19 protein-coding genes are annotated in these 21770 nt (G+C 46.6%); all 19 read left to right on the forward strand.

Annotated elements, in window-relative coordinates; all coding sequences use genetic code 11:
- Positions 1-123 precede the first annotated feature (123 nt).
- The 19 genes from yfmF to N288_RS25765 all read left to right on the forward strand — a co-directional run bounded on the left by yfmF (position 124) and on the right by N288_RS25765 (position 21656).
- Complete coding sequence (gene yfmF / locus N288_RS09405) at positions 124-1404, forward strand: EF-P 5-aminopentanol modification-associated protein YfmF (RefSeq protein WP_022543731.1); 1281 nt, start codon at positions 124-126, stop codon at positions 1402-1404.
- On the forward strand, positions 1405-2691 hold the full coding sequence (gene yfmH, locus N288_RS09410) for an EF-P 5-aminopentanol modification-associated protein YfmH (RefSeq protein ID WP_009791676.1): 1287 nt from the start codon (positions 1405-1407) through the stop codon (positions 2689-2691).
- Between the two features lie 60 nt (positions 2692-2751).
- On the forward strand, positions 2752-3474 hold the full coding sequence (ymfI, locus tag N288_RS09415; RefSeq protein WP_035401341.1) for an elongation factor P 5-aminopentanone reductase: 723 nt from the start codon (positions 2752-2754) through the stop codon (positions 3472-3474).
- 76 nt (positions 3475-3550) lie between these two features.
- On the forward strand, positions 3551-3814 hold the full coding sequence (locus tag N288_RS09420) for a DUF3243 domain-containing protein (protein ID WP_009791674.1): 264 nt from the start codon (positions 3551-3553) through the stop codon (positions 3812-3814).
- Between the two features lie 193 nt (positions 3815-4007).
- A complete protein-coding gene (locus N288_RS09425) occupies positions 4008-4799 on the forward strand; it encodes a YmfK family protein (RefSeq protein WP_022543732.1) in 792 nt (263 codons plus the stop codon).
- A 20-nt stretch (positions 4800-4819) separates the two neighbouring features.
- Positions 4820-5725 carry a helix-turn-helix domain-containing protein gene (locus N288_RS09430; protein ID WP_022543733.1) on the forward strand — a complete coding sequence of 302 codons (906 nt, stop codon included), beginning with the start codon at positions 4820-4822 and terminating at the stop codon, positions 5723-5725.
- Between the two features lie 192 nt (positions 5726-5917).
- Positions 5918-6496: a CDP-diacylglycerol--glycerol-3-phosphate 3-phosphatidyltransferase gene (gene pgsA / locus N288_RS09435; RefSeq protein WP_009791529.1), complete on the forward strand. Its 579-nt coding sequence runs from the start codon at positions 5918-5920 to the stop codon at positions 6494-6496.
- A 47-nt stretch (positions 6497-6543) separates the two neighbouring features.
- Positions 6544-7785, forward strand: a complete 1242-nt coding sequence (locus tag N288_RS09440) for a competence/damage-inducible protein A (protein WP_022543734.1) — start codon at positions 6544-6546, stop codon at positions 7783-7785.
- 745 nt (positions 7786-8530) lie between these two features.
- Entirely contained in the window at positions 8531-9577 is a 1047-nt protein-coding gene (gene recA / locus N288_RS09445; RefSeq protein ID WP_022543735.1) for a recombinase RecA, read from the forward strand.
- A 324-nt stretch (positions 9578-9901) separates the two neighbouring features.
- On the forward strand, positions 9902-11464 hold the full coding sequence (rny, locus tag N288_RS09450) for a ribonuclease Y (RefSeq protein ID WP_009791524.1): 1563 nt from the start codon (positions 9902-9904) through the stop codon (positions 11462-11464).
- Positions 11465-11577: 113 nt separating this feature from the next.
- The gene (locus N288_RS09455; protein WP_009791523.1) at positions 11578-12375 is read left to right on the forward strand and encodes a TIGR00282 family metallophosphoesterase; all 798 of its coding nucleotides are present in this window, start codon (positions 11578-11580) and stop codon (positions 12373-12375) included.
- 199 nt (positions 12376-12574) lie between these two features.
- Entirely contained in the window at positions 12575-12835 is a 261-nt protein-coding gene (spoVS, locus tag N288_RS09460) for a stage V sporulation protein SpoVS (RefSeq protein WP_009791522.1), read from the forward strand.
- Between the two features lie 233 nt (positions 12836-13068).
- Entirely contained in the window at positions 13069-13995 is a 927-nt protein-coding gene (locus N288_RS09465) for a dipeptidase (RefSeq protein WP_022543737.1), read from the forward strand.
- Positions 13996-14259: 264 nt separating this feature from the next.
- Positions 14260-15996 (forward strand): 2-oxoacid:acceptor oxidoreductase subunit alpha, encoded by a 1737-nt coding sequence (locus tag N288_RS09470; RefSeq protein WP_009791519.1) that lies wholly within the window; start codon positions 14260-14262, stop codon positions 15994-15996.
- Positions 15997-16863 carry a 2-oxoacid:ferredoxin oxidoreductase subunit beta gene (locus N288_RS09475; protein ID WP_009791518.1) on the forward strand — a complete coding sequence of 289 codons (867 nt, stop codon included), beginning with the start codon at positions 15997-15999 and terminating at the stop codon, positions 16861-16863.
- Between the two features lie 819 nt (positions 16864-17682).
- Positions 17683-19227 carry a tRNA (N6-isopentenyl adenosine(37)-C2)-methylthiotransferase MiaB gene (gene miaB, locus N288_RS09480; protein ID WP_009791517.1) on the forward strand — a complete coding sequence of 515 codons (1545 nt, stop codon included), beginning with the start codon at positions 17683-17685 and terminating at the stop codon, positions 19225-19227.
- Entirely contained in the window at positions 19227-19655 is a 429-nt protein-coding gene (locus N288_RS09485) for a RicAFT regulatory complex protein RicA family protein (protein WP_009791516.1), read from the forward strand. The genes miaB and N288_RS09485 overlap by 1 nt, the downstream gene beginning before the upstream one ends.
- A 249-nt stretch (positions 19656-19904) precedes the next feature.
- Entirely contained in the window at positions 19905-20453 is a 549-nt protein-coding gene (locus N288_RS09490) for an outer spore coat protein CotE (RefSeq protein WP_009791515.1), read from the forward strand.
- Between the two features lie 162 nt (positions 20454-20615).
- A complete protein-coding gene (locus N288_RS25765; protein WP_009791513.1) occupies positions 20616-21656 on the forward strand; it encodes a VOC family protein in 1041 nt (346 codons plus the stop codon).
- The last annotated feature ends 114 nt before the right edge of the window (positions 21657-21770 follow it).

Consider the following 21770-nt stretch of genomic DNA (forward strand, 5'->3'; position numbering starts at 1 on the left):
TGCCTTTTTGGGAGGATTGGCTTGTGACCTCGAGGGGGTAGGCGCTGGAGCTAGACAGTAATCAAATTAGAAAAAAATATACTATCTTATCTTTTGGAAAAGCAGGAATTTAGGAGGATGTATATGGCCGTTATGGATGAAATCGTAAAAAAGATGGAAGGGTATGACCTCCATATAGTCAAGACCGGCAAATTCAAAACCAATACACTGATTTGGAAAATGAAAGCTCCTCTTCAAAAAGAAGATGCGACTCTAAGAGCACTTTTCCCGTATGTCCTGCAGAGCAGTTCAAGCAGATTTCCAGCCACAGGGCTTCTCCGCTCGCATCTTGATGATTTATACGGCGCCAGTCTGTATGTGGATTTGGCAAAAAAGGGCGAGTACCATGTTGTTACTTTTTCAATGGATATCGCCAATGAGAAATTTCTTTCGGATCCGGCACCACTGTTAAGGAAGGCTTTTGAATTCCTTGCTGAAATCCTGCTGAAGCCAAATGCGCAGGATGGGAAATTCAATGAGGAAACAGTCAGACAGGAAAAAAGGACGCAAAAGCAGCGGATTCAATCTGTGTTTGATGATAAAATGAGATATTCCAATTTCAGGCTTGTTGAAGAAATGTGCAAAGGGGAGCCTTATGCCCTCCATGTAAACGGAGAAATGGACGAAGTCGACAGCATCACCCCTGAAAAGCTTTACCAATATTATGAACGGGCATTTGCAGAAGATCAGCTCGATTTTTATGTGATCGGTGACGTTGATCCTGGCGAAGTTGAAGCGATGGCAGGGGAGTATCTCAAGTTCTCTCCGAGAGAGCCTAAGCAGCTTCCGCGCGGTTCTTCCGCTGAAGCTGGGGATGTAAATGAAGTCAAAGAAATCCAGGATGTAAAACAAGGGAAGCTCAACATAGGCTACCGGACCAATATCCTCTATGGAGATAAAGATTACTATGCCCTCCAGGTTTTCAACGGCATTTTCGGCGGCTTTTCACATTCAAAGCTGTTTATCAATGTCAGGGAAAAAGCAAGCCTTGCCTATTACGTCGCCAGCAGGCTTGAAAGCCATAAAGGATTGATGATGGTCATGTCCGGCATCGATAATAAAAACTATGACCAGGCAGTCGGCATTATTAAAGACCAGATGGAAGCCATGGTAAACGGCGACTTTACGGAAGAAGAAATGGCACAGACAAAGGCAGTGATCAAGAATCAGCTGCTTGAAACGATCGACACTGCCAGGGGGATGACAGAGATCCTTTATCATAACGTAGTTGCCGGCCAGGAAATTTCCCTTGACCTGTGGATGGATGAGATGGACAAAGCCACGAAAGAAGATATTGTCGCCGCAGCAAAAAAAATCAGCATGGATACCGTATATTTCTTAACAGGAACGGAGGCGGGCGAATAAATGGAAACGATCGTTTTTGACCAATTGAAAGAAAAATTATATTACGAAAAAATGGCCAATGGCCTTGATGTCTATATACTGCCAAAGCAAGGCTTTAACAAAACTTATGCCACCTTTACAACCAAATACGGCTCAGTGGACAATCACTTTGTCCCGCTTGGACAGGAGGAGTTTGTGAAGGTTCCTGATGGCATCGCCCACTTCCTTGAGCATAAATTGTTTGAAAAAGAGGACGGCGACGTTTTCCAGCAGTTCAGCAAACAGGGCGCTTCTGCCAATGCTTTTACCTCTTTCACAAGGACAGCATATCTGTTTTCCAGCACCTCAGACGTTGAACGGAACCTGGAGACACTGATTGACTTTGTCCAGGATCCTTATTTTACGGAAAAGACCGTAGAAAAGGAGAAAGGCATCATTGGGCAGGAAATCACCATGTATGATGACAATCCGGACTGGCGCCTTTATTTCGGCCTCATCCAGAATATGTATCAGAATCATCCTGTAAAAATTGATATTGCCGGAACAGTGGAATCAATCTCCCATATTACGAAGGATCTATTGTATGAATGCTATAACACCTTCTACCACCCGAGCAATATGCTGCTGTTTGTTACCGGTCCGGTTGATCCTGAAGCGATTATGGGGCAGATCAGGAGCAACCAGGAGAAAAAGGAATATAGTGACCAGCCGGCAATCGAACGCAGGTTTGAGCAGGAAATGACCGGTGTTGCGGAGAAGAAGCAGGTTCTGAAGATGAATGTGCAAAGCTCTAAATGCTTATTGGGCGTCAAAGCCCTTAATGTGAAGCAGGAAGGCGCTGAAATGCTGAAGAATGAGCTGACGCTGAATGTTATGCTGGATATCCTGTTCGGCAAAAGCTCCAAAAATTACGAAACGCTGTACAGGGAAGGGCTTATTGATGAAACCTTCTCGTATGATTATACACAAGAGCAGGGATTCGGCTTTGCGATGCTTGGAGGGGACACAAGCGATCCGGATCAGCTTGCCGGCACATTGAGGAGCATGCTGCTTGAAGCAAAGACTGGCGATGTATTCAGCCAGGAAGCGCTGGACAGAACGAAAAAGAAAAAAATCGGAGCATTCCTCCGTTCCGTCAATTCGCCCGAATATATCGCCAACCAGTTCACCCGTTATGCTTTCAATGAAATGGACCTGTTCGAAGTGGTGCCTGAAATCGAGAAAATCAGTTTAGAACAGCTGAAAGAGACAGCAAATGTTTTTCTGTCCGAGGACAGATTTACTGTCTGCCAGGTTGTTCCCAAATAAAAAGGAAAGCGCCGGTTTCCGGCGCTTTCTGTCATTGTGGAAAAGGGAGCGGAACAGAAAATGAAGAAATTTACGTTGGTGACCGGTGCGAGCGGAGGCATAGGAAGGGCAATTGCCCTCAAGCTTGCTGAAGAGGGGCACTCGCTTTACCTGCATTATAACAGGAACATAGAGGCCATAGAGAAGCTGCTGGGAGAGCTTGCACAATTCGAAGGGGAATATATCCCGGTCCAGGGTGATCTGGCAGATCCTCTCGGCTATAAGAAAATCGCCGGCAGCATCTTTTCCCTCGATGCGATTATCCATAATTCCGGGGCAGGCTTTTATGGATTACTGGAAGATACAGACGACCAGATTCTCGAACAGCTGATGCGGGTGCATGTGCTGTCTCCTTATGCGCTTACCAGGGAGCTGCTGCCCAAATTGATCCAAAAGCGCCAGGGCAGCATAATCATGGTTTCGTCCATCTGGGGCCAGGCAGGTGCCGCCTGTGAAACAGCCTATTCAGCAGCAAAAGGTGCGCAGATCGCGTTTGTGAAAGCCTTGAGCAAGGAGGTCGCCCTAAATGGGGTGAGAGTGAATGCGATAGCCCCTGGTGCTGTAAAAACACCGATGATGGAATCATTCAGTGAATCGGAAATAATGGAGATAGAGGAAGAAATACCGATGGGGCGGATGGCAGCACCAGAAGAGGTTGCGAATGCTGTAGCTTTCCTGCTTTCTGAAGGGTCTTCCTATATCACTGGCCAGGTGCTGGGAATCAATGGCGGCTGGTACACGTAAAATTACAGACAGATGCATATTTTACTCCTCCTGTAAGCAAAATAACTTTGTACTATACTACAAGGAGGTACGAACAATGTCTGTATTGGATAACTGGAATCATTGGAAGGATTTCTTGGGAGACCGTCTTCACCATGCCCAGAATGAAGGCATGAACAAAGATGTAGTCAATGACCTTGCTTATCAGATTGGCGACTATCTTGCAAAACAGGTTGATCCGCAAAATGATCAGGAAAAGGTGTTGGCTGATCTATGGTCAGTGGCAAGCCAGGAAGAGCAGCATGCCATTGCCAATATGATGGTCAAGCTTGTTCAGAACGACGGATCACAGCAGCAATAGAACTTTCCATACAGATTCATTCCAAAGAGAGGCCAACCCTCTCTTTTTTTCTTTGCAGTCAATGAAAAAAATGAGGAATGATTCGAAAGACATTGGTTTTTTCTTTCATCTTCAGGGAAAATCATTTATTATAGAAGCTAGACAAAATTATGCAGGAAAATGTCGGATTTGGCACGATCTGGGAGGTTTACCTATGGAAAAAACGGAATGGTACCTGGAATATGAAATTCAAAAAAACCGGCCTGGGCTGCTTGGTGACATTTCTTCGCTCCTGGGAATGCTTTCCATTAATATCGTCACCATCAATGGAGTGGATGAAGGGCGAAGGGGATTGCTGATCCTTGCAAAAGATCATGAACAAATCCAAAGACTAGAGTCTATTTTACATACAATGGACACAATAAAGGTAATAAAGCTCAGGGAACCGAAGTTGAGGGACAGGCTGGCGGTGCGCCATGGCCGATACATACAGAGGGACGCAGACGATAAGAAAACGTTCCGTTTCGTCCGGGATGAGCTGGGGCTGCTCGTCGATTTCCTGGCAGAGCTGTTCAAGCAGGAAGGACATAAGCTGATTGGCATCAGGGGCATGCCCCGCGTCGGCAAAACAGAATCGATTGTGGCATCAAGTGTCTGCGCCAACAAGAGATGGCTGTTTATGTCCTCAACATTGCTTAAGCAGACGATCCGGAATCAGCTGATTCAGGATGAATACAACGAAAATAATCTGTTTATCATTGATGGGATCGTTTCAACCAGAAGGGCAAATGAAAGGCATTGGCAGCTGGTGAGGGAGATCATGCGCCTTCCGGCAGTCAAGGTCGTTGAGCATCCGGATATTTTTGTGCAGAATACAGAATATTCGATGGAGGATTTTGATTATATTATTGAACTGCGCCATGATCACAATGAAGAGATCAAGTATGATGTGGTTGAGAATAATGATATGTTCTCCGGGACTGATTTTGGAGGATTTGATTTTTAGTAAGGTGGAAGGTGTTTGTATTGACAGAACTAGGCAATCATTTAAAAGAGGCGAGGATCGAAAGAGGCATGAGCCTTGATGATCTTCAGACAGCGACAAAGATTCAGAAGCGCTATCTCGTAGGCATTGAAGAAGGAAACTACAGCATGATGCCGGGCAAATTCTATGTCCGGGCATTCATCAAGCAGTATGCCGAGGCTGTCGGCATAGATCCGGAAGAACTTTTTGAGCAGTATAAGAATGACATCCCTGTCACCGCTGCAAGTGATGACATACCGGAAAAGCTATCAAGGGTTCAGACCAGGAAAAATATTTCAGGCAGCAGCTCCAGGCTGGCGGACCTGCTCCCGAAAATACTGATTGGCGTCTTTGTTGTCGGCGTTATTGCGCTTCTCTATTATTTCATCGTTATGGCAAACAACGGGAAAGATGAGGGTGAGCCGGCCGATAATGGCAATACGCAGGGTGTTGAGTACGGCCAGTCGGATGATCTTGCAAAAGAAGAGCCTAAGGAAGAGGATGGCCAGGAAGAAGGCGGCGGTGCTGCTGAGGAAGAAGAGCCGGCTGAAGAAGAAAAGCCGGAACCGCCTGCACAGGAAGTTGCTGTCGTCGAGTCAGCTGGCAATGATACCGTATATGAAGTGAAAAATGCTGATCAATTCGTGCTGAAAGTGGTCAGCACGGGCGAAACCTGGGTGAGCATCAAGAATGGCAAAGGCTATTCTTTCTTCGAGGGAATGCTTTTAAAAGGTTCTGCCGAAAGCCAGACAATCGATTTGTCGAAAGAGCCTGAGGCTGTACTCGTAGTAGGAAACACCTCCCAGACTGAATTGTATATCAATGACCAGAAGCTGGAATATGCTATTCCTTCTTCCCAGAGTGTAAAGCAGGATATTACCATCCGCTACACAAAAACGACAGAATAGCCATCCGTGTGATGGCTATTTTTTCTCCCGGCGGCCAAAGAAAGAAGGTTCAGCCCGATAAAAAAGTGAAAAAATTGCTATATTTATTTTTTTGCTGTAAAACTATAGAGTAAGACTTTTCTGGGGGCATGGATGTTTTCTCCGCCTTTAGCGCAAGTCTGCCGAAACTACATAGCTTTTTGGAGGTACATAATGAACTTGCCTAATAAAATTACCGTATCAAGGATCTTCTTGATTCCGCTTTTTTTAATTGTGATGCTTGTTCCCTTCTCATGGGGGGAGGCAGCCTTTTTAGGGGCTGAAATGCCTGTCACGCATCTTGTCGGGGCCTTGATTTTCATCATTGCTTCTGCGACAGACTGGGTTGATGGCTATTACGCAAGGAAGCTGAACATGGTCACCAATCTCGGAAAGTTCCTTGATCCGCTCGCAGATAAGCTGCTTGTATCAGCAGCCTTGATTGTCCTGGTCGACCTTGAACTGGCAGCTTCCTGGATTGTCATTGTGATTATCAGCCGTGAATTCGCGGTTACAGGCCTAAGGCTTGTCCTTGCAGGCGAAGGGGAAGTTGTGGCAGCCAATATGCTTGGCAAGGTGAAAACATGGGCACAGATCGTCGCCATTTCGGCACTCTTGCTGCATAACATCATCTTTGAATTGATTTCCGTGCCATTCGATGACATTGCGCTTTGGGTGGCGATGATCTTTACAATCTGGTCAGGCTGGGATTATTTTTATAAAAATAGAGCAGCTTTCATCAATTCCAAGTAATAGGCAAGTGATGTAAGATGAGGCGTCAACAGGAGGGGACAAAGGAAATGAATGCAGAAATCATTGCGGTGGGTTCAGAGCTTTTGCTAGGACAAATCAACAATACAAACGCCAGATTCCTCTCCAGGCAGCTGGCGGATATCGGCATCAATGTGTTTTACCATACGGTTGTTGGAGACAATCCTTCCAGGCTCAAAGCGGCGATCGGGATAGCCGAGGAGCGCTCTGACCTGGTCATCTTCACAGGGGGCCTCGGCCCGACCAAGGATGATCTGACAAAAGAGGCCATTGCAGAGCATCTGGGCGCCGAGCTTGTCCACAATGAAGAGGCGCTCCGCCAAATCGAGCTTTATTTCGAAAGGACCGGCCGGATGATGACAGAGAACAATCGGAAGCAGGCGATTGTACTTAAAGGCTCTGAAGTGCTTCCGAATGACCATGGCATGGCACCTGGAATGGTATATGCAAAAGGTGCTAAAACGTATATGCTCCTTCCCGGCCCTCCAAAGGAAATGGAGCCGATGTTCCTCGCATACGGCCACCCCGCACTGCTTGCCAGGATGGATTCTCAGGACAAAATCCTCTCCAGGGTGCTCCGGTTCTTCGGGATTGGGGAAGCTATGCTTGAGACAGAAATCGAGGACCTGATTGACAGCCAGTCCAATCCAACGATAGCGCCCCTCGCTGCAGACGGGGAAGTGACCCTGAGGCTGACAGCCAAGCATCAAAGCCTTGACGCGGCACTGCGGCTGATAGAAGAGGCAGAAGAGAAGATACTCAGCAGGACAGGTGAATTCTTCTATGGGTATGATGAAACCTCCTTAATGAATGAGCTGACAAAGCGTCTGAAGGAAAAAGGGCTGACGATCGGCTGTGCGGAAAGTCTGACAGGCGGGATGTTCCAGCAGGAATTCACTTCCATACCTGGAGCGGGAAGCCTTCTTAAGGGCGGAGTTGTCTGCTATACGAACGAAGTGAAGGAAAAAGTCCTGAAGGTAAAAAAGGAAACCATTGAAAAAGATGGCGTTGTCAGCAAAGCCTGTGCCGCAGAACTGGCTGAAAATGCTGCTTCCCTGACAGGCGCCGACATTGGGATCAGCTTTACCGGGGTTGCCGGACCGGATGAGCTTGAAGGCAAACCTGTCGGCACGGTCTACATCGGGATAGCCATCAAAGGCAGGCCGGTACATGTGGAGAAGCTGAACCTCGGCGGATCGCGTGCAGCCAACCGATCACGATCAGTGAAGTACGGCTGCCATTTCTTAATGAAAGAGCTGGAAGAGATATAAAGGAAACGGGCCGTTGGACTATGGCCTGTTTTCTATTTTTCTGGCATAAAGATCTACTTTGGACGGTCCTGTTCATATTCAATTAAAGCAAAATTAAGAAAAGCAGTTTAAGAGCAAGTTTTTTCTTCTCTCCCATCCATAAAAGAGCGGAGGACCATCCCGGATCTTTATGAGGGAATCCGTGACAGGTTGAAAATAATCGGAGAAATTTCCCCAAACACTCTAAAACAGCTCAAAGAGACGGAGAATGTCCGGCTATCATCTCAAAAAACAGGAAAATGGCCAACTTCAATCTTCTTAACCGGAAATTTTCCGCTTATTTACACCCAGCCGGGCCATATTCAGCAGTAAATTTGAGAAACTCCGTTTATTTTATGGCTTGCCGGCCACTCAAATAAAGGATAAGACTGCCTGTTATTAAAACCATTCCTTTACGATCTCCCCGCTAGTCAGATAACTGATCTGGCAATTTGGCAAACTGCGAAACTCCATAACTTCCCTTTCAATATTCAGAAAGCTTTCCGTTTTGCCGTTTCTGTATGAAAGGAGGCGGCTGAAAAGAGTTTTCTCTTGAGGGAATCGGGGTATTTACCCATCAATATCCCTCTCAAAAAAAACGAATGAATGTTCGACTTTTTGCTCGACAAACAAGCGGAAAAAGTATATAGTAAAGATAGGTTCTTTGAGATAGATTTTGTAATATGCAATGCATATTTTTCTTTATATATAAAGGAGGAAATCACTAGTGAGTGAACGTCAAGCTGCATTAGATATGGCTTTAAAGCAAATAGAAAAACAATTTGGTAAAGGTTCGATCATGAAGCTTGGAGAGCAGACAGACCGCAAAATTTCAACTTCTCCGAGCGGCTCCCTGGCGCTGGATGTTGCGCTTGGTGTCGGAGGCTACCCTAAGGGGCGCATAGTCGAAATCTATGGTCCGGAAAGCTCAGGTAAAACGACTGTTGCCCTTCATGCGATTGCTGAGGTGCAGGCAAATGGCGGACAAGCTGCCTTTATCGATGCTGAGCATGCCCTTGATCCTGTATATGCCCAAAAGCTGGGCGTAAACATTGATGAATTGCTGCTTTCCCAGCCTGATACCGGGGAACAGGCGCTAGAAATTGCTGAAGCCCTTGTGCGAAGCGGTGCCATTGATATCCTTGTCATCGACTCAGTAGCGGCACTTGTACCGAAAGCAGAGATTGAAGGAGAAATGGGTGACTCCCATGTCGGTCTCCAGGCCCGCCTTATGTCCCAGGCCCTTCGTAAATTATCTGGTGCGATCAATAAATCAAGGACGCTCGCCATCTTTATCAACCAGATCCGTGAAAAAGTCGGAGTCATGTTCGGAAATCCTGAAACCACTCCAGGCGGCCGTGCTCTTAAGTTCTACTCTTCCGTACGTCTGGAAGTGCGCCGTGCTGAAACGTTAAAGCAGGGCAATGAAATGGTCGGAAACAAGACAAAAATCAAGGTCGTCAAAAACAAGGTTGCTCCTCCATTTCGTGTCGCAGAAGTTGACATCATGTACGGGGAAGGCATCTCAAAAGAAGGCGAAATCATTGATATGGGCTCTGAACTGGATATTGTCCAGAAGAGCGGCTCCTGGTATTCATACAATGAAGAGAGACTGGGCCAAGGGCGTGAGAATGCGAAACAGTTCCTTAAGGAGAACCCTGATTTAAGGCTGACTATCCAAAAGCAGATCCGCGACCACTATGGTCTTGATGAGGAGAAGTTATTAGATGAAAACCAGGATCAGGATCAGGAGCATTTCGAACTGATTGACTGATCACTTGAGGCAAAGCCACAGGCTTTGCCTTTTGCTTTTATGGAGGTTAGAATGAAACAAAGGGCAGCTCATTTGGCATGGAATACGTCAAATGGGGGATACATCTGGCGCAGTTGCCAGACTTGTCCGAAATATTAAAAAAAGCCGCAAGGACAAACCCTTGACAATAAAAATCCACAGCTTTACAATTATATTGTATATTTTACATTTTTATGAGTATTTGAAAACGTTTAAAGCCTTAGTGCTGTATGTTGATCCTAAACAATGTACATGCCGACACTTTAGAAACGTAACACAAAAAAGTTCATAGCAAGAGGAGGTGAAATGATGGATATTTTATTAGTCATCTCCATTTTGCTTGCCCTAGTCGTCGGTGCAGTTGTTGGCTATTTTATTCGCAAATCGATTGCCGAAGCAAAAATTGCAGGAGCTAAGAACGCTGCTGAGCAAATCCTTGAGGATGCAAGGCGTGAAGCTGATGCTTCAAAGAAGGAAGCCCTGCTGGAAGCAAAAGATGAAATTCACAAGCTTCGGACTGAAGCTGAACAAGAAGTTCGTGATCGAAGAAATGAGCTGCAAAAACAAGAAAATCGTTTACTGCAAAAAGAGGAGAATCTTGACCGGAAAGATGAATCGCTTGATAAGCGTGAATCAATCCTGGAGAAAAGAGACGATTCTCTTAACAAAAAACAACAGCATATTGAAGAGATGGAAAGCAAAGTGGACGAGATGGTACGAGCACAGCAATCTGAGCTGGAACGCATCTCAGGCTTAACTCGTGAAGAGGCAAAATCCATCATTTTAGATCGGGTCGAGCAGGAAGTTGCTCACGATATTGCCATAATGGTGAAGGAAACGGAAAACCGCGCGAAGGAAGAGGCAGACAAGAAGGCGAAGGAAGTATTGTCATTGGCCATTCAGCGCTGCGCTGCAGACCATGTTGCAGAAACGACCGTATCAGTGGTCAATCTGCCTAACGATGAAATGAAGGGACGTATCATCGGCCGTGAAGGACGGAATATACGTACACTCGAAACGCTTACCGGAATTGATCTTATCATCGATGATACTCCGGAAGCAGTCATTTTATCCGGGTTTGATCCAATCCGCCGTGAGACAGCAAGGCTTGCTCTCGAAAAATTAGTTCAGGATGGACGCATTCACCCGGCGAGGATTGAGGAAATGGTGGATAAAGCGCGCCGCGAAGTGGACGAGCATATCCGTGAAATCGGTGAGCAGACGACCTTTGAGGTCGGCGTACACGGACTTCACCCGGACCTTATCAAAATTCTCGGCCGCCTGAAGTTCCGTACCAGCTACGGACAGAATGTGCTGAAACACTCAATGGAAGTTGCCCAGCTTTCAGGGCTGCTGGCTGCTGAGCTTGGCGAAGATGAAACGCTTGCCCGCCGCGCCGGCCTGCTTCATGATATCGGTAAAGCAATCGACCATGAAGTAGAAGGAAGCCATGTTGAAATCGGTGTTGAACTTGCGACTAAGTACAAAGAGCATCCGGTTGTCATCAACAGCATTGCTTCCCACCATGGCGATACTGAGCCTACATCCATTATCGCTGTACTTGTTGCTGCAGCAGATGCTTTATCAGCAGCAAGGCCTGGAGCGAGAAGGGAAACGCTTGAAAATTATATCCGCCGTCTGGAAAAACTGGAGGAGATTTCTGAATCCTATGATGGGGTCGAGAAATCATTTGCCATCCAGGCCGGAAGGGAAATCAGGATCATGGTTAAGCCTGATCAGATTGATGACCTTGAGTCACACAGGCTCGCAAGGGATATACGCAAAAAGATTGAAGAAGAGCTTGATTATCCAGGACATATCAAGGTTACGGTCATCCGTGAAACGAGAGCCGTTGAATACGCAAAATAAAGCAGTGCTTCGGCGCTGCTTTATTTTTTTGGCATTACAATACGAATGGGAATCCTCCTTTTTGTGTTACAATGATAAAAGTGAAGAAATTGAAGTTAGAAAGGGTTTGCTGAATGAATATTTTGTTTGTTGGAGATGTAGTTGGTTCTCCCGGGCGTGATATGGTAAAAGAATATCTGCCCAAACTGAAAGATAAGTACCGTCCACAGGTGACCATTATTAATGGTGAAAATGCTGCAGGCGGGAAAGGAATTACGGAAAAGATTTACCGGGGGTTTTTGGAAGCAGGCGCGCAGGCGGTGACCCTTGGCAATCATACATGGGATAACAGAGAGATTTTTGAGTTTATTGAGAGTGCGAAATATCTGATCAGGCCTGCGAACTTCCCGGATAATAACCCTGGCAAAGGCATTGTCTATTTAAAGGTGAACAATGATGAAGTGGCTGTTATTAACCTTCAGGGCAGGACCTTTTTGCAGCCGTCCGACTGTCCGTTTAAAAAAGCGGATGAGCTCATCGAGGAAGCCCGGCAGCGCACTCCCTTCATCTTTGTCGATTTTCATGCGGAAGCGACAAGCGAAAAGCAGGCCATGGGCTGGTATCTTGATGGAAAGGCATCTGCTGTCGTTGGTACGCACACACATGTCCAGACGGCAGATAACCGGATCCTTCCTGACGGGACTGCCTTCATAACTGATGTAGGCATGACCGGCCCTTATGACGGAATCCTGGGCGTTGAGAAGGAAGCCGTATTGAAAAGGTTCATGACAAACCTTCCTGTCCGTTTTGAGGTGCCGAAGGAAGGCAGGGACCAGCTTAGCGCTGTATCGGTCGAACTGGATCGGAAAACAGGGCTTGCCAGGAAAATAGAAAGAATTCTGATCAACGAAGATCATCCTTTTTTCAGCTGAATAACAGGGGCTGCCTTTCCATGGGCAGTCTCTTTTTGTTTATGTGAACCCGTAAAGTACGGAATTTTCCAATATTTTGTCCAAGCTGGAATATGTTTTTTATCCTCTGAATATAGTAGCAATGGAATGATATACCTGATGTGCCCGGGGCATTAATCCCGAGGGCATGCAGGAGGGGATAAACAAGGAGGAGCTAGGAATGGAAATATTAAAAGTTTCAGCAAAGTCTAATCCTAATTCTGTAGCTGGTGCGCTTGCTGGTGTTCTGCGTGAAAGAGGCGGCGCAGAGATCCAGGCAATTGGTGCGGGTGCATTGAACCAAGCGGTTAAAGCAGTAGCGATCGCCCGAGGATTCGTAGCGCCTAGCGGAGTGGATTTGATCTGCATTCCTGCTTTCACCGATATTAAGATTGACGGTGAAGAGCGGACAGCGATCAAGCTGATTGTTGAGCCAAGATAACAAAAGGGAAAAGTAGAGGCATACAAAATATAGCGGCCCTTTGCTTTGGGCAATAAATAGCCGGCAGTACATCATTTTTGCCTGTTTGCTTAAAAAGAGCAAACAGGCTTTTTTCCATTCATGCAAGTGCTGCTCTATTTTTATTTTATAATCAGTGCAGTCTGAATAAAGGAATTGAAATAGCATCCATCGAATATAGTTGCTATCCAGATATATTGAAAGGGGAGGAAAACATGAACATTTTTGATTCTCACTGCGACGTCCTTTATAAAATGTTTATTGATCCTTCAATTGAATTCAGGAGCAGCAGCCGGCTGCATATTGATTACGAGAAGCTTGTAAAAGCAGGCTCCAAGGTTCAATGCTTTGCCGTCTATGTCCCGGAATCGGTCCATCCGAACATGAAGTTCCATGCTGCGCTGTATATGATTGAGCTTTTTTACGATAGGGTGCTGAAGCCGTTCCCGAAGATGAAGCACATCAGGGATAGAGGGCAGGCATACCAGCTGAAGGAGGACGAAATCGGCGCAGTCCTGACTCTTGAAGGGTGCGACTGCATCGGAGATGACCTTCTTAAGCTGAAAACCCTGATAAGGCTTGGCGTATCTTCTGTCGGGCTCACCTGGAATTACAGCAATTATGCAGCAGACGGCGCCCTTGAGGAAAGGGGGGCAGGACTATCTTCATTTGGAAAAAAAGCGGTCGGGATCCTGAATGAAAAGCAGTGCTTATGCGATGTATCCCACCTCTCTGAGAAAGGGTTCTGGGATTTGATGGAGCTGGCAGAATTACCTTTTGCCTCCCATTCCAACTGCCATGCCCTCTGCCCTGTGCCAAGGAATTTGAACGACAATCAGCTGAAGGCGCTGATTGAGCGGGACAGCGTCATCGGACTGACATTTGTTCCGGAATTTTTGACAGGAACCAAAGAATCCGCGATTTCTGACATCCTTAAGCATGTAGAACATGTCTGTTCCCTGGGAGGAGAAGACCATACCGGTTTTGGATCTGATTTTGACGGCATTGATGATACAGTAAAAGGGCTGTCTTCTTTCCAATATTATGGGAACCTAGTAAACGAACTTCAAAAACATTATTCTGAGATACAAGTAGAAAAATTCCTTTTTCGCAATATGGAAAAAAGGCTGCCTCCTGCCTGAAGAAACGAGATTGGCGGATGAAGGACTTCCTTTAAAAAAACCTTTCGCTCAGGGGCTTAGGACAGGACTGTGCAAGCCATTCCTCCAAGGGATTTATTCTTTGGAAAGGGTTGCTTTTTTCGGGGGTTCGGTCTAGAATTGAAATCGTTTAGTACCCTTTTGCACCTTTTTTGAAGCTGTTTTCCATTGTTTGATAGGCTGCAGGGGTTAATTAATAGACCATACAATTATACATATATAGAACAATCCGAAGGGGTGTAATGAATGTTAAAGCAGCTTTCTTGGAAAGTAGGCGGACAGCAGGGGGAAGGAATTGAGAGTACAGGGGAAATCTTCTCTATAGCTCTTAACCGCCTCGGCTATTATTTATATGGGTACCGGCATTTTTCTTCGAGGATCAAAGGAGGGCATACGAATAATAAGATCCGGGTCAGCACGTCCCAGATCCGCTCCATTTCCGATGATCTTGATATTTTAGTAGCTTTTGACCAGGAAACGATTGATGTGAACTATAAAGAGCTTCATGATAAAGGCGTTATCATTGCCGATGCGAAATTTGATCCGAAGAAGCCAGAGGATACGACTGCATCGCTGTTTGCTGTACCTTTTACCGAGCTTGCCACTGAGCTGGGGACTTCTTTGATGAAAAATATGGTCGCTGTCGGCGCGACCTGTGCCATTCTTAATCTGGATATCAAAGTTTTTGAGGAAGTTGTCCAGGAGATTTTCGGCAGAAAAGGGCAGCAGGTTGTCGATAAAAATATGGAAGCCATCAAAGCCGGATTTGACCGGATGAAGGAACTGGCTGGCGAAGGCGCAGAACTTATGGAGCTTGAAAAAGCTGATGGGAAAAAGCGCATGTTCATGATCGGGAATGACGCCATCGCACTTGGTGCTCTTGCCGGCGGCTGCCGCTTCATGGCGGCCTATCCGATTACTCCTGCATCCGAGATCATGGAGTACCTGATCAAGAAGCTTCCACCGCTTGGCGGGAGCGTTATCCAGACAGAAGATGAAATTGCGGCTGTTACCATGGCGATCGGCGCCAACTATGGCGGTGTCCGTGCAATGACTGCTTCAGCAGGACCCGGGCTTTCATTGAAGATGGAAGCGATCGGTCTTTCCGGCATTACCGAAACGCCGCTTGTGATTGTAGACACACAGCGCGGAGGACCTTCTACAGGACTGCCTACAAAGCAGGAGCAGTCTGACCTGATGGCGATGATCTATGGAACCCACGGGGAAATCCCTAAGATCGTGTTTGCGCCAAGCACGGTCCAGGAAGCTTTCTATGATGCAGCAGAAGCTTTCAATCTGGCAGAAGAATACCAGTGCCCTGTCATCATGCTTTCTGACCTGCAGCTGTCTCTCGGCAAACAGACAGTCGAACCGCTGGACTTCAGCAAAGTTGAAATCCGCAGGGGCAAGCTAGTGGATGAAGAGCTGCCTGAAATCGAAAACAAAGGTTATTTCAAGCGCTATGAAGTGACAGAAGACGGGGTATCCCCGCGCGTGGTGCCAGGCATGAAGAACGGCATCCACCACGTAACCGGCGTAGAACATGACGAAACTGGAAAGCCTTCTGAATCCGCAGCAAACCGCAGAGATCAGATGAACAAGCGTTTCCGGAAAGTCGAAAATATTAAATTCAGCAATCCGATCCATAAAAATGCGCCGCATGAGGAAGCAGACCTCCTGATTGTCGGCTTCAACTCCACAAGGGGAGCGATAGAAGAGGCTATGGGCCGCCTTGAAAAGGATGGCCTGAAGGTTAATCATGCTCACATCCGCCTGATTCACCCGTTCCCGGCAGAAGAGCTAAGACCTCTGATGGAGTCTGCCAAAAAGGTGGCTGTGATTGAAAACAATGCAACAGGCCAGCTGGCAAACATCATCAAAATGAATGTCGGCCAGCATCAAAAAATCAATAAAATCCTGAAATATGACGGGAATCCATTCCTGCCTAATGAAATCCATACCACTTGCAAGGAGCTGTTCTAAATGGCCACATTTAAAGATTTTCGCAATAACGTCAAGCCAAACTGGTGCCCTGGATGCGGAGACTTCTCTGTCCAGGCCGCCATCCAGCGGGCAGCTGCCAATGTAGGGCTCGAGCCGGACAGCCTTGCAGTCGTCTCAGGCATTGGATGTTCCGGCAGGATTTCCGGCTATATCAACTCATATGGATTCCACGGCATCCACGGGCGCGCACTCCCGATTGCCCAAGGCCTTAAAATGGCAAACCGCGATCTGACAGTCATCGCTTCCGGCGGTGACGGTGACGGCTTTGCGATTGGGATGGGGCATACCGTCCATTCCATCCGCCGTAATGTCGATATTACCTATATTGTAATGGACAATCAGATTTACGGACTGACAAAAGGGCAGACTTCACCAAGGTCTGCTGCCGGATTCAAAACAAAGTCCACGCCGCACGGCTCTGTCGAGCAAGCTATTTCACCGATGGAAATGGCGCTGACAGCGGGGGCAACGTTTGTGGCCCAAAGCTTTTCAACTGACCTGAAGGACCTGACAGCGCTGATCGAAGCAGGCATCAAGCATAAAGGCTTCTCGCTCATCAACGTTTTCAGCCCGTGCGTGACTTATAATAAAGTGAATACGTACGACTGGTTCAAAGAAAACCTGACAAAGCTCGCCGATGTGGAAGGCTATGACTCTTCAGACCGCTCCATGGCCATGCAGACGCTAATGAAGCATGACGGACTTGTGACAGGCTTGATCTACCAGGATACAGAGCGCAAATCCTATCAGGAAATGCTCCCTGGCTATTCCGAAACACCGCTTGCCCATGCAGACCTGAAGCTCGATGAAGAGCATTTCGGCAAACTGACAGCAGAATTTATGTGAGTTGAAAAACCGCTGGGCCGCCCCGCGGAAAGCGAAGCTCCTGGAACGGAAAACAACAGACTTCATGTGAAAGGCAGGGGCCCTGCAAAGAAAATAGTTCAGATAATATGGAGCCAACAGCCTGAACAATACACGTTTTGTAATGGAAATTAATAAACCAAAATAGCCTGGGATATCCCGGGCTATTTTTTTTAAATAGGTAGTTCTATACCCCATCGCTGGATAATTGAACTGCCGAGTTATTTTTAGTAAAACCTGATGGAGAAAAATAGAGGGAGAAATTCCCCACTGAAAACCCTTTAAATAGAGGGAGAAATTCCCCTTATATGAAAAATAGCACTGAAAACCCTTTAAATAGAGGGAGAGATTCCTCTTATTGGACTTGGAAGTATGAAAATAAAGGGCTTTTCTTTTAATAGAGGGAAAAACTCCCCTTATTTTACTCAAAAACCCGCTCTAATCTGCGATTAGCAGTAAAATCTCCCCTTATTTTTCTATCACGGTTACTACTCTTCAGCTTTCCATCTGCTGTATCTGCTAAGAGCAAGTATGCACTCAGAGCGGTCTCATATGCCATTTTCAGTGATTCTCCACGGAAAGTGAATTACTTGCCTGCAAAGCCCATGTCTTTTTATCCATCCATCCCATCCCCAGCTGCCAAAGTACCAATAGAGTCAGTATCCTTACAGGATTTCTATTGTTTTCAGCGTTTTAAACCCTTATACTATTATAATGTGTACAACATTTTAACTGCGCTTACATGATAGAAATGAAAATAGCGATTAGCGTTTGGATAGACAGAAGAAAGGGGTACTTTCTATGAACGAAAAACAGCGGATGGAAGGCCAGCTGGCGGCTGCTGCCAATCCTTCGGACAAAAAATCCGAAAAGGACTACAGCCGATACTTTGAAACCGTATATGCGCCTCCTTCCTTGAAAGATGCAAAAAAACGCGGGAAAGAAGAGGTCCGCTATCATAAAGATTTCAATATTCCGGCTGAATTCCAAGGCATGGGGAATAACCGCAAATTCTATATCAGAACATTCGGCTGCCAGATGAACGAGCATGATACCGAAGTCATGGCCGGCATCTTCCTCAGTCTCGGCTATGAGCCGACTGATACTGTCGAGGATGCAAATGTCATTCTCCTGAACACTTGTGCAATCCGTGAAAATGCGGAAAACAAAGTATTCGGCGAGCTCGGCCATTTGAAGCACCTGAAGAAAGAACGCCCTGACCTGCTGCTCGGCGTATGCGGCTGCATGTCCCAGGAAGAATCTGTCGTGAATAAAATCCTCAAGACATATGACCAGGTGGATATGATCTTTGGCACGCATAATATCCACAGACTTCCGAACATTCTGCAGGAAGCTTATATGTCTAAAGAGATGGTCGTTGAAGTATGGTCCAAAGAGGGAGATGTCATTGAAAATCTTCCTAAAGTCCGCAAAGGCAATATCAAGGCCTGGGTCAACATCATGTACGGCTGCGATAAATTCTGCACCTACTGCATTGTTCCTTACACAAGGGGCAAGGAGCGGAGCCGCCGTCCTGAAGAAATCATCCAGGAGGTGCGCCAGCTTGCCGCCCAGGGGTATCAGGAAATCACCCTTCTTGGCCAGAATGTCAATGCGTACGGGAAGGACTTTACAGACCTCCAGTACGGCCTTGGCGATCTGATGGATGAAATCAGAAAGATTGATATTCCGAGAATCCGCTTCACTACAAGCCATCCGCGTGATTTTGATGATCATTTGATTGAAGTGCTTGCCAAAGGAGGCAACCTTCTTGAACATATCCACCTTCCAGTCCAGTCAGGCTCAACAGATGTCCTGAAAATCATGGCAAGGAAATATACACGCGAACAGTATTTGGAGCTGGTAAGGAAAATCAGGGCCGCCATTCCGAATGCCACTTTTACAACGGATATTATTGTCGGCTATCCGAATGAGACGGATGAGCAGTTTGAGGAAACTCTTTCCCTCTATAAGGAAGTCGGATACGAGTCTGCCTATACTTTCATCTACTCTCCGCGTGAAGGCACACCAGCGGCCAAGATGAAGGATAATGTGCCGATGGAGGTCAAGAAAGAGCGCCTTCAGCGCCTGAATGCCCTCGTTAATGAAATGTCGGCAGAAGCGATGAAGAAATATCACGGCCAGACTGTTGAAGTCCTGGTTGAAGGCGAAAGCAAAAACAATCCTGAAGTTCTGGCAGGGTATACAAGAAAGAATAAGCTTGTTAACTTTAAAGGGCCAAAGTCAGCGATTGGAAAGATTGTTTCTGTTAAAATAACAGATGCAAAAACATGGTCATTAAATGGAGAAATGGTTGAAGAGCTTCAACCAGCTGAGGTGAAATAATGGGAAAATATACTAAAGACGATATTATCGCACGTGCAAGGGAGCTTGCACAAATCATAGCAGAAACAGAAGAAGTGGACTTCTTCAAAAGAGCGGAAGCGCAGATCCACAGCAATGAAAAGGTCCGCACTGCGATCACCAGCATTAAAGGACTGCAGAAGCAGGCAGTCAATCTGCAGCATTTTGGCAAAGAAGAAGCTTTAAAAAAGACCGAAGCCAAAATCGAGGAGCTTGAGCGCCAGCTTGATGAGATTCCGGTTGTCCAGGAATTCAAGCAATCCCAGGTGGAAGTGAATGAGCTTCTGCAGCTTGTTGCGAACACCATCAGCAATAAAGTCACAGATGAAATCCTCGTTTCAACAGGAGGCAATATCCTGAGCGGTGAAACAGGAGCAGAACTGCAAAACAAAAACAGCTGCCAGCATTAATGCTGCGAATCCCTGCATCCTTTTGGGTGCAGGGGTCTTTTTTTTGCCTATTTCCATTCGAATGGCATCAGTCTCCCTAAGCCGGTGCTCCCCGGTCCGTTTCCATGGCACCAAACCATGGGTATCCGCATAGAATACCGTATATCGCACCCTACAAGAAGCTTTGCATGCACCCTTAAAATTGTAATCACACTAGTCTAATATCCCGCATAGGATGAATTGAAAATGAATGAGGAGGGTTCGCTCGCAATGGGAGAATACAGAGAGATAATTACAAAAGCCGTCGTAGCGAAGGGACGCAAATTCACCCAGTCCAATCATACGATATGCCCGGCACACCACCCGTCAAGCATCCTTGGCTGTTGGATCATCAACCACAAGTATGAGGCGAAAAAGGTCGGCAAGACAGTTGAAATCTGCGGCTATTATGACATTAACGTTTGGTATTCCTATAACGATAACACAAAGACGGAAGTCGTTACTGAACGGGTTGAATATAAAGATGTCATCAAACTTAAATACCGTGATCATGACTGCTTAGATGATCAGGATGTCATTGCCAAAGTACTGCAGCAGCCGAATTGTGTTGAAGCAGTCATTTCCCCGAACGGAAACAAAATCATCGTCCACGTGGAAAGGGAATTCCTTGTGGAAGTAATCGGCGAGACGAAAGTCTGTGTAGCTGTGTACCACGGCGAATGCGATTGCGATGATGACGAAGTATGGGGCCTCGATGTCGAGGATGAGGAATTTGAGGATTTGAATCCCCACTTCCTGGTCGGAACAGAAGAGGAATAATCGTAAACTAGGAAGGTTCCGCTTCCTAGTTTTCTTTTGTTTTCTCCGGAATCAGCCAGTCAAAAAGACGAAGGCGGCCTCCGTCCTTAGGCTGAATTTTCTGCATAGTGTTTCTCTTATAATGAATTTGAAGCAAGACTGGCAGACAAAGGAGAGATTTTTATGCAGATTTACCAGGTTAACCTGCAGTGCTTCCATCTGGAAGAGATGTGCGCCTTTTATACAGAAGTGCTTGAGATGGAGCTGATTCACCAGACTGAGAGATGGTTTTCCGTCAGGGCAGGAAGCACCAAGCTGTTTTTTGAAAAAGGGGAAACAGTCCCTTATTATCATCTTTGCTTCCGGACAGATGCAGCTTATTTTGAACATATTTTCAGCAGGCTTGGAGCAGAAAGCTGCCTGCTTGCCAACGAAGATGGCGAATACAGCATGTTTTGGGAGGGAAAGCAGGCCTATTTCACCGATCCGGACGGCAACATCCTTGAATGTCTTGAGCGGCCAGCATTGCGTTGCCAGGCAGGGGGCTGGCATGATGTCGGGGAAGTTGGTTTCCCTTCGGCTGACGTTGCCGGAATGCAGGCGAAGCTGCAGCCGATTCTTGCTGATAAGCAAGGGGCAGATAACAGTTCATTCGCGTTTTATGGTGATGATGCAGGTGTCCTTGTCCTTGTAAAAGAAGGGCGCTGCTGGTATCCCACAGACCGGAGAGCCGAGATCCATCCGATTAAATTAATCGTCTCAGGCAGCAGGGATGCCTATTATATGGACGATGGCCTTCCGTATGAGATACAGGTCAGAGCGGAATGGCAGCAGCCAGTATCTGCCGTTCAAGTCAGGATTGCCAGGCCGACAAACCAGCTGGAAAAAATAAAGCATTTTTATGGAGAAGGCCTTGGCCTTATAGAGCTGGGGGGATTCCACCATGAAGGATATAAAGGGATTATGTACGGGCTTCCGGACAAGAAATATCATCTTGAATTCACCCAGACGGATGAAAAACATGAACTCCCTGCACCTGCAAAAGACCATTTGCTCGTCCTTTACATCACTGACCTTCACAAACTCAATGCGGCTGCTGCCCGGCTATCAGCCTTGGGCTATCAGGAATTCGAGCCGGAGAATCCCTACTGGGGAAGGGGCGGTATTACCATTGAAGATCCTGACGGCTGGAGGATTGTGCTGATGAATACAGCAGGGATTTGAGATAAGTCTATATTTTGCCAGAAAAAAAGTAATGCCAGATATCCCCTCTAACTCGTATTTCTGCCTGCTGTCATCATGTCCCTCAGCAAACAACGGGAGCTTCGCTTATGCTAT

This window comes from Bacillus infantis NRRL B-14911, assembly GCF_000473245.1.
GTDB lineage: Bacteria > Bacillota > Bacilli > Bacillales > Cytobacillaceae > Bacillus_AB > Bacillus_AB infantis.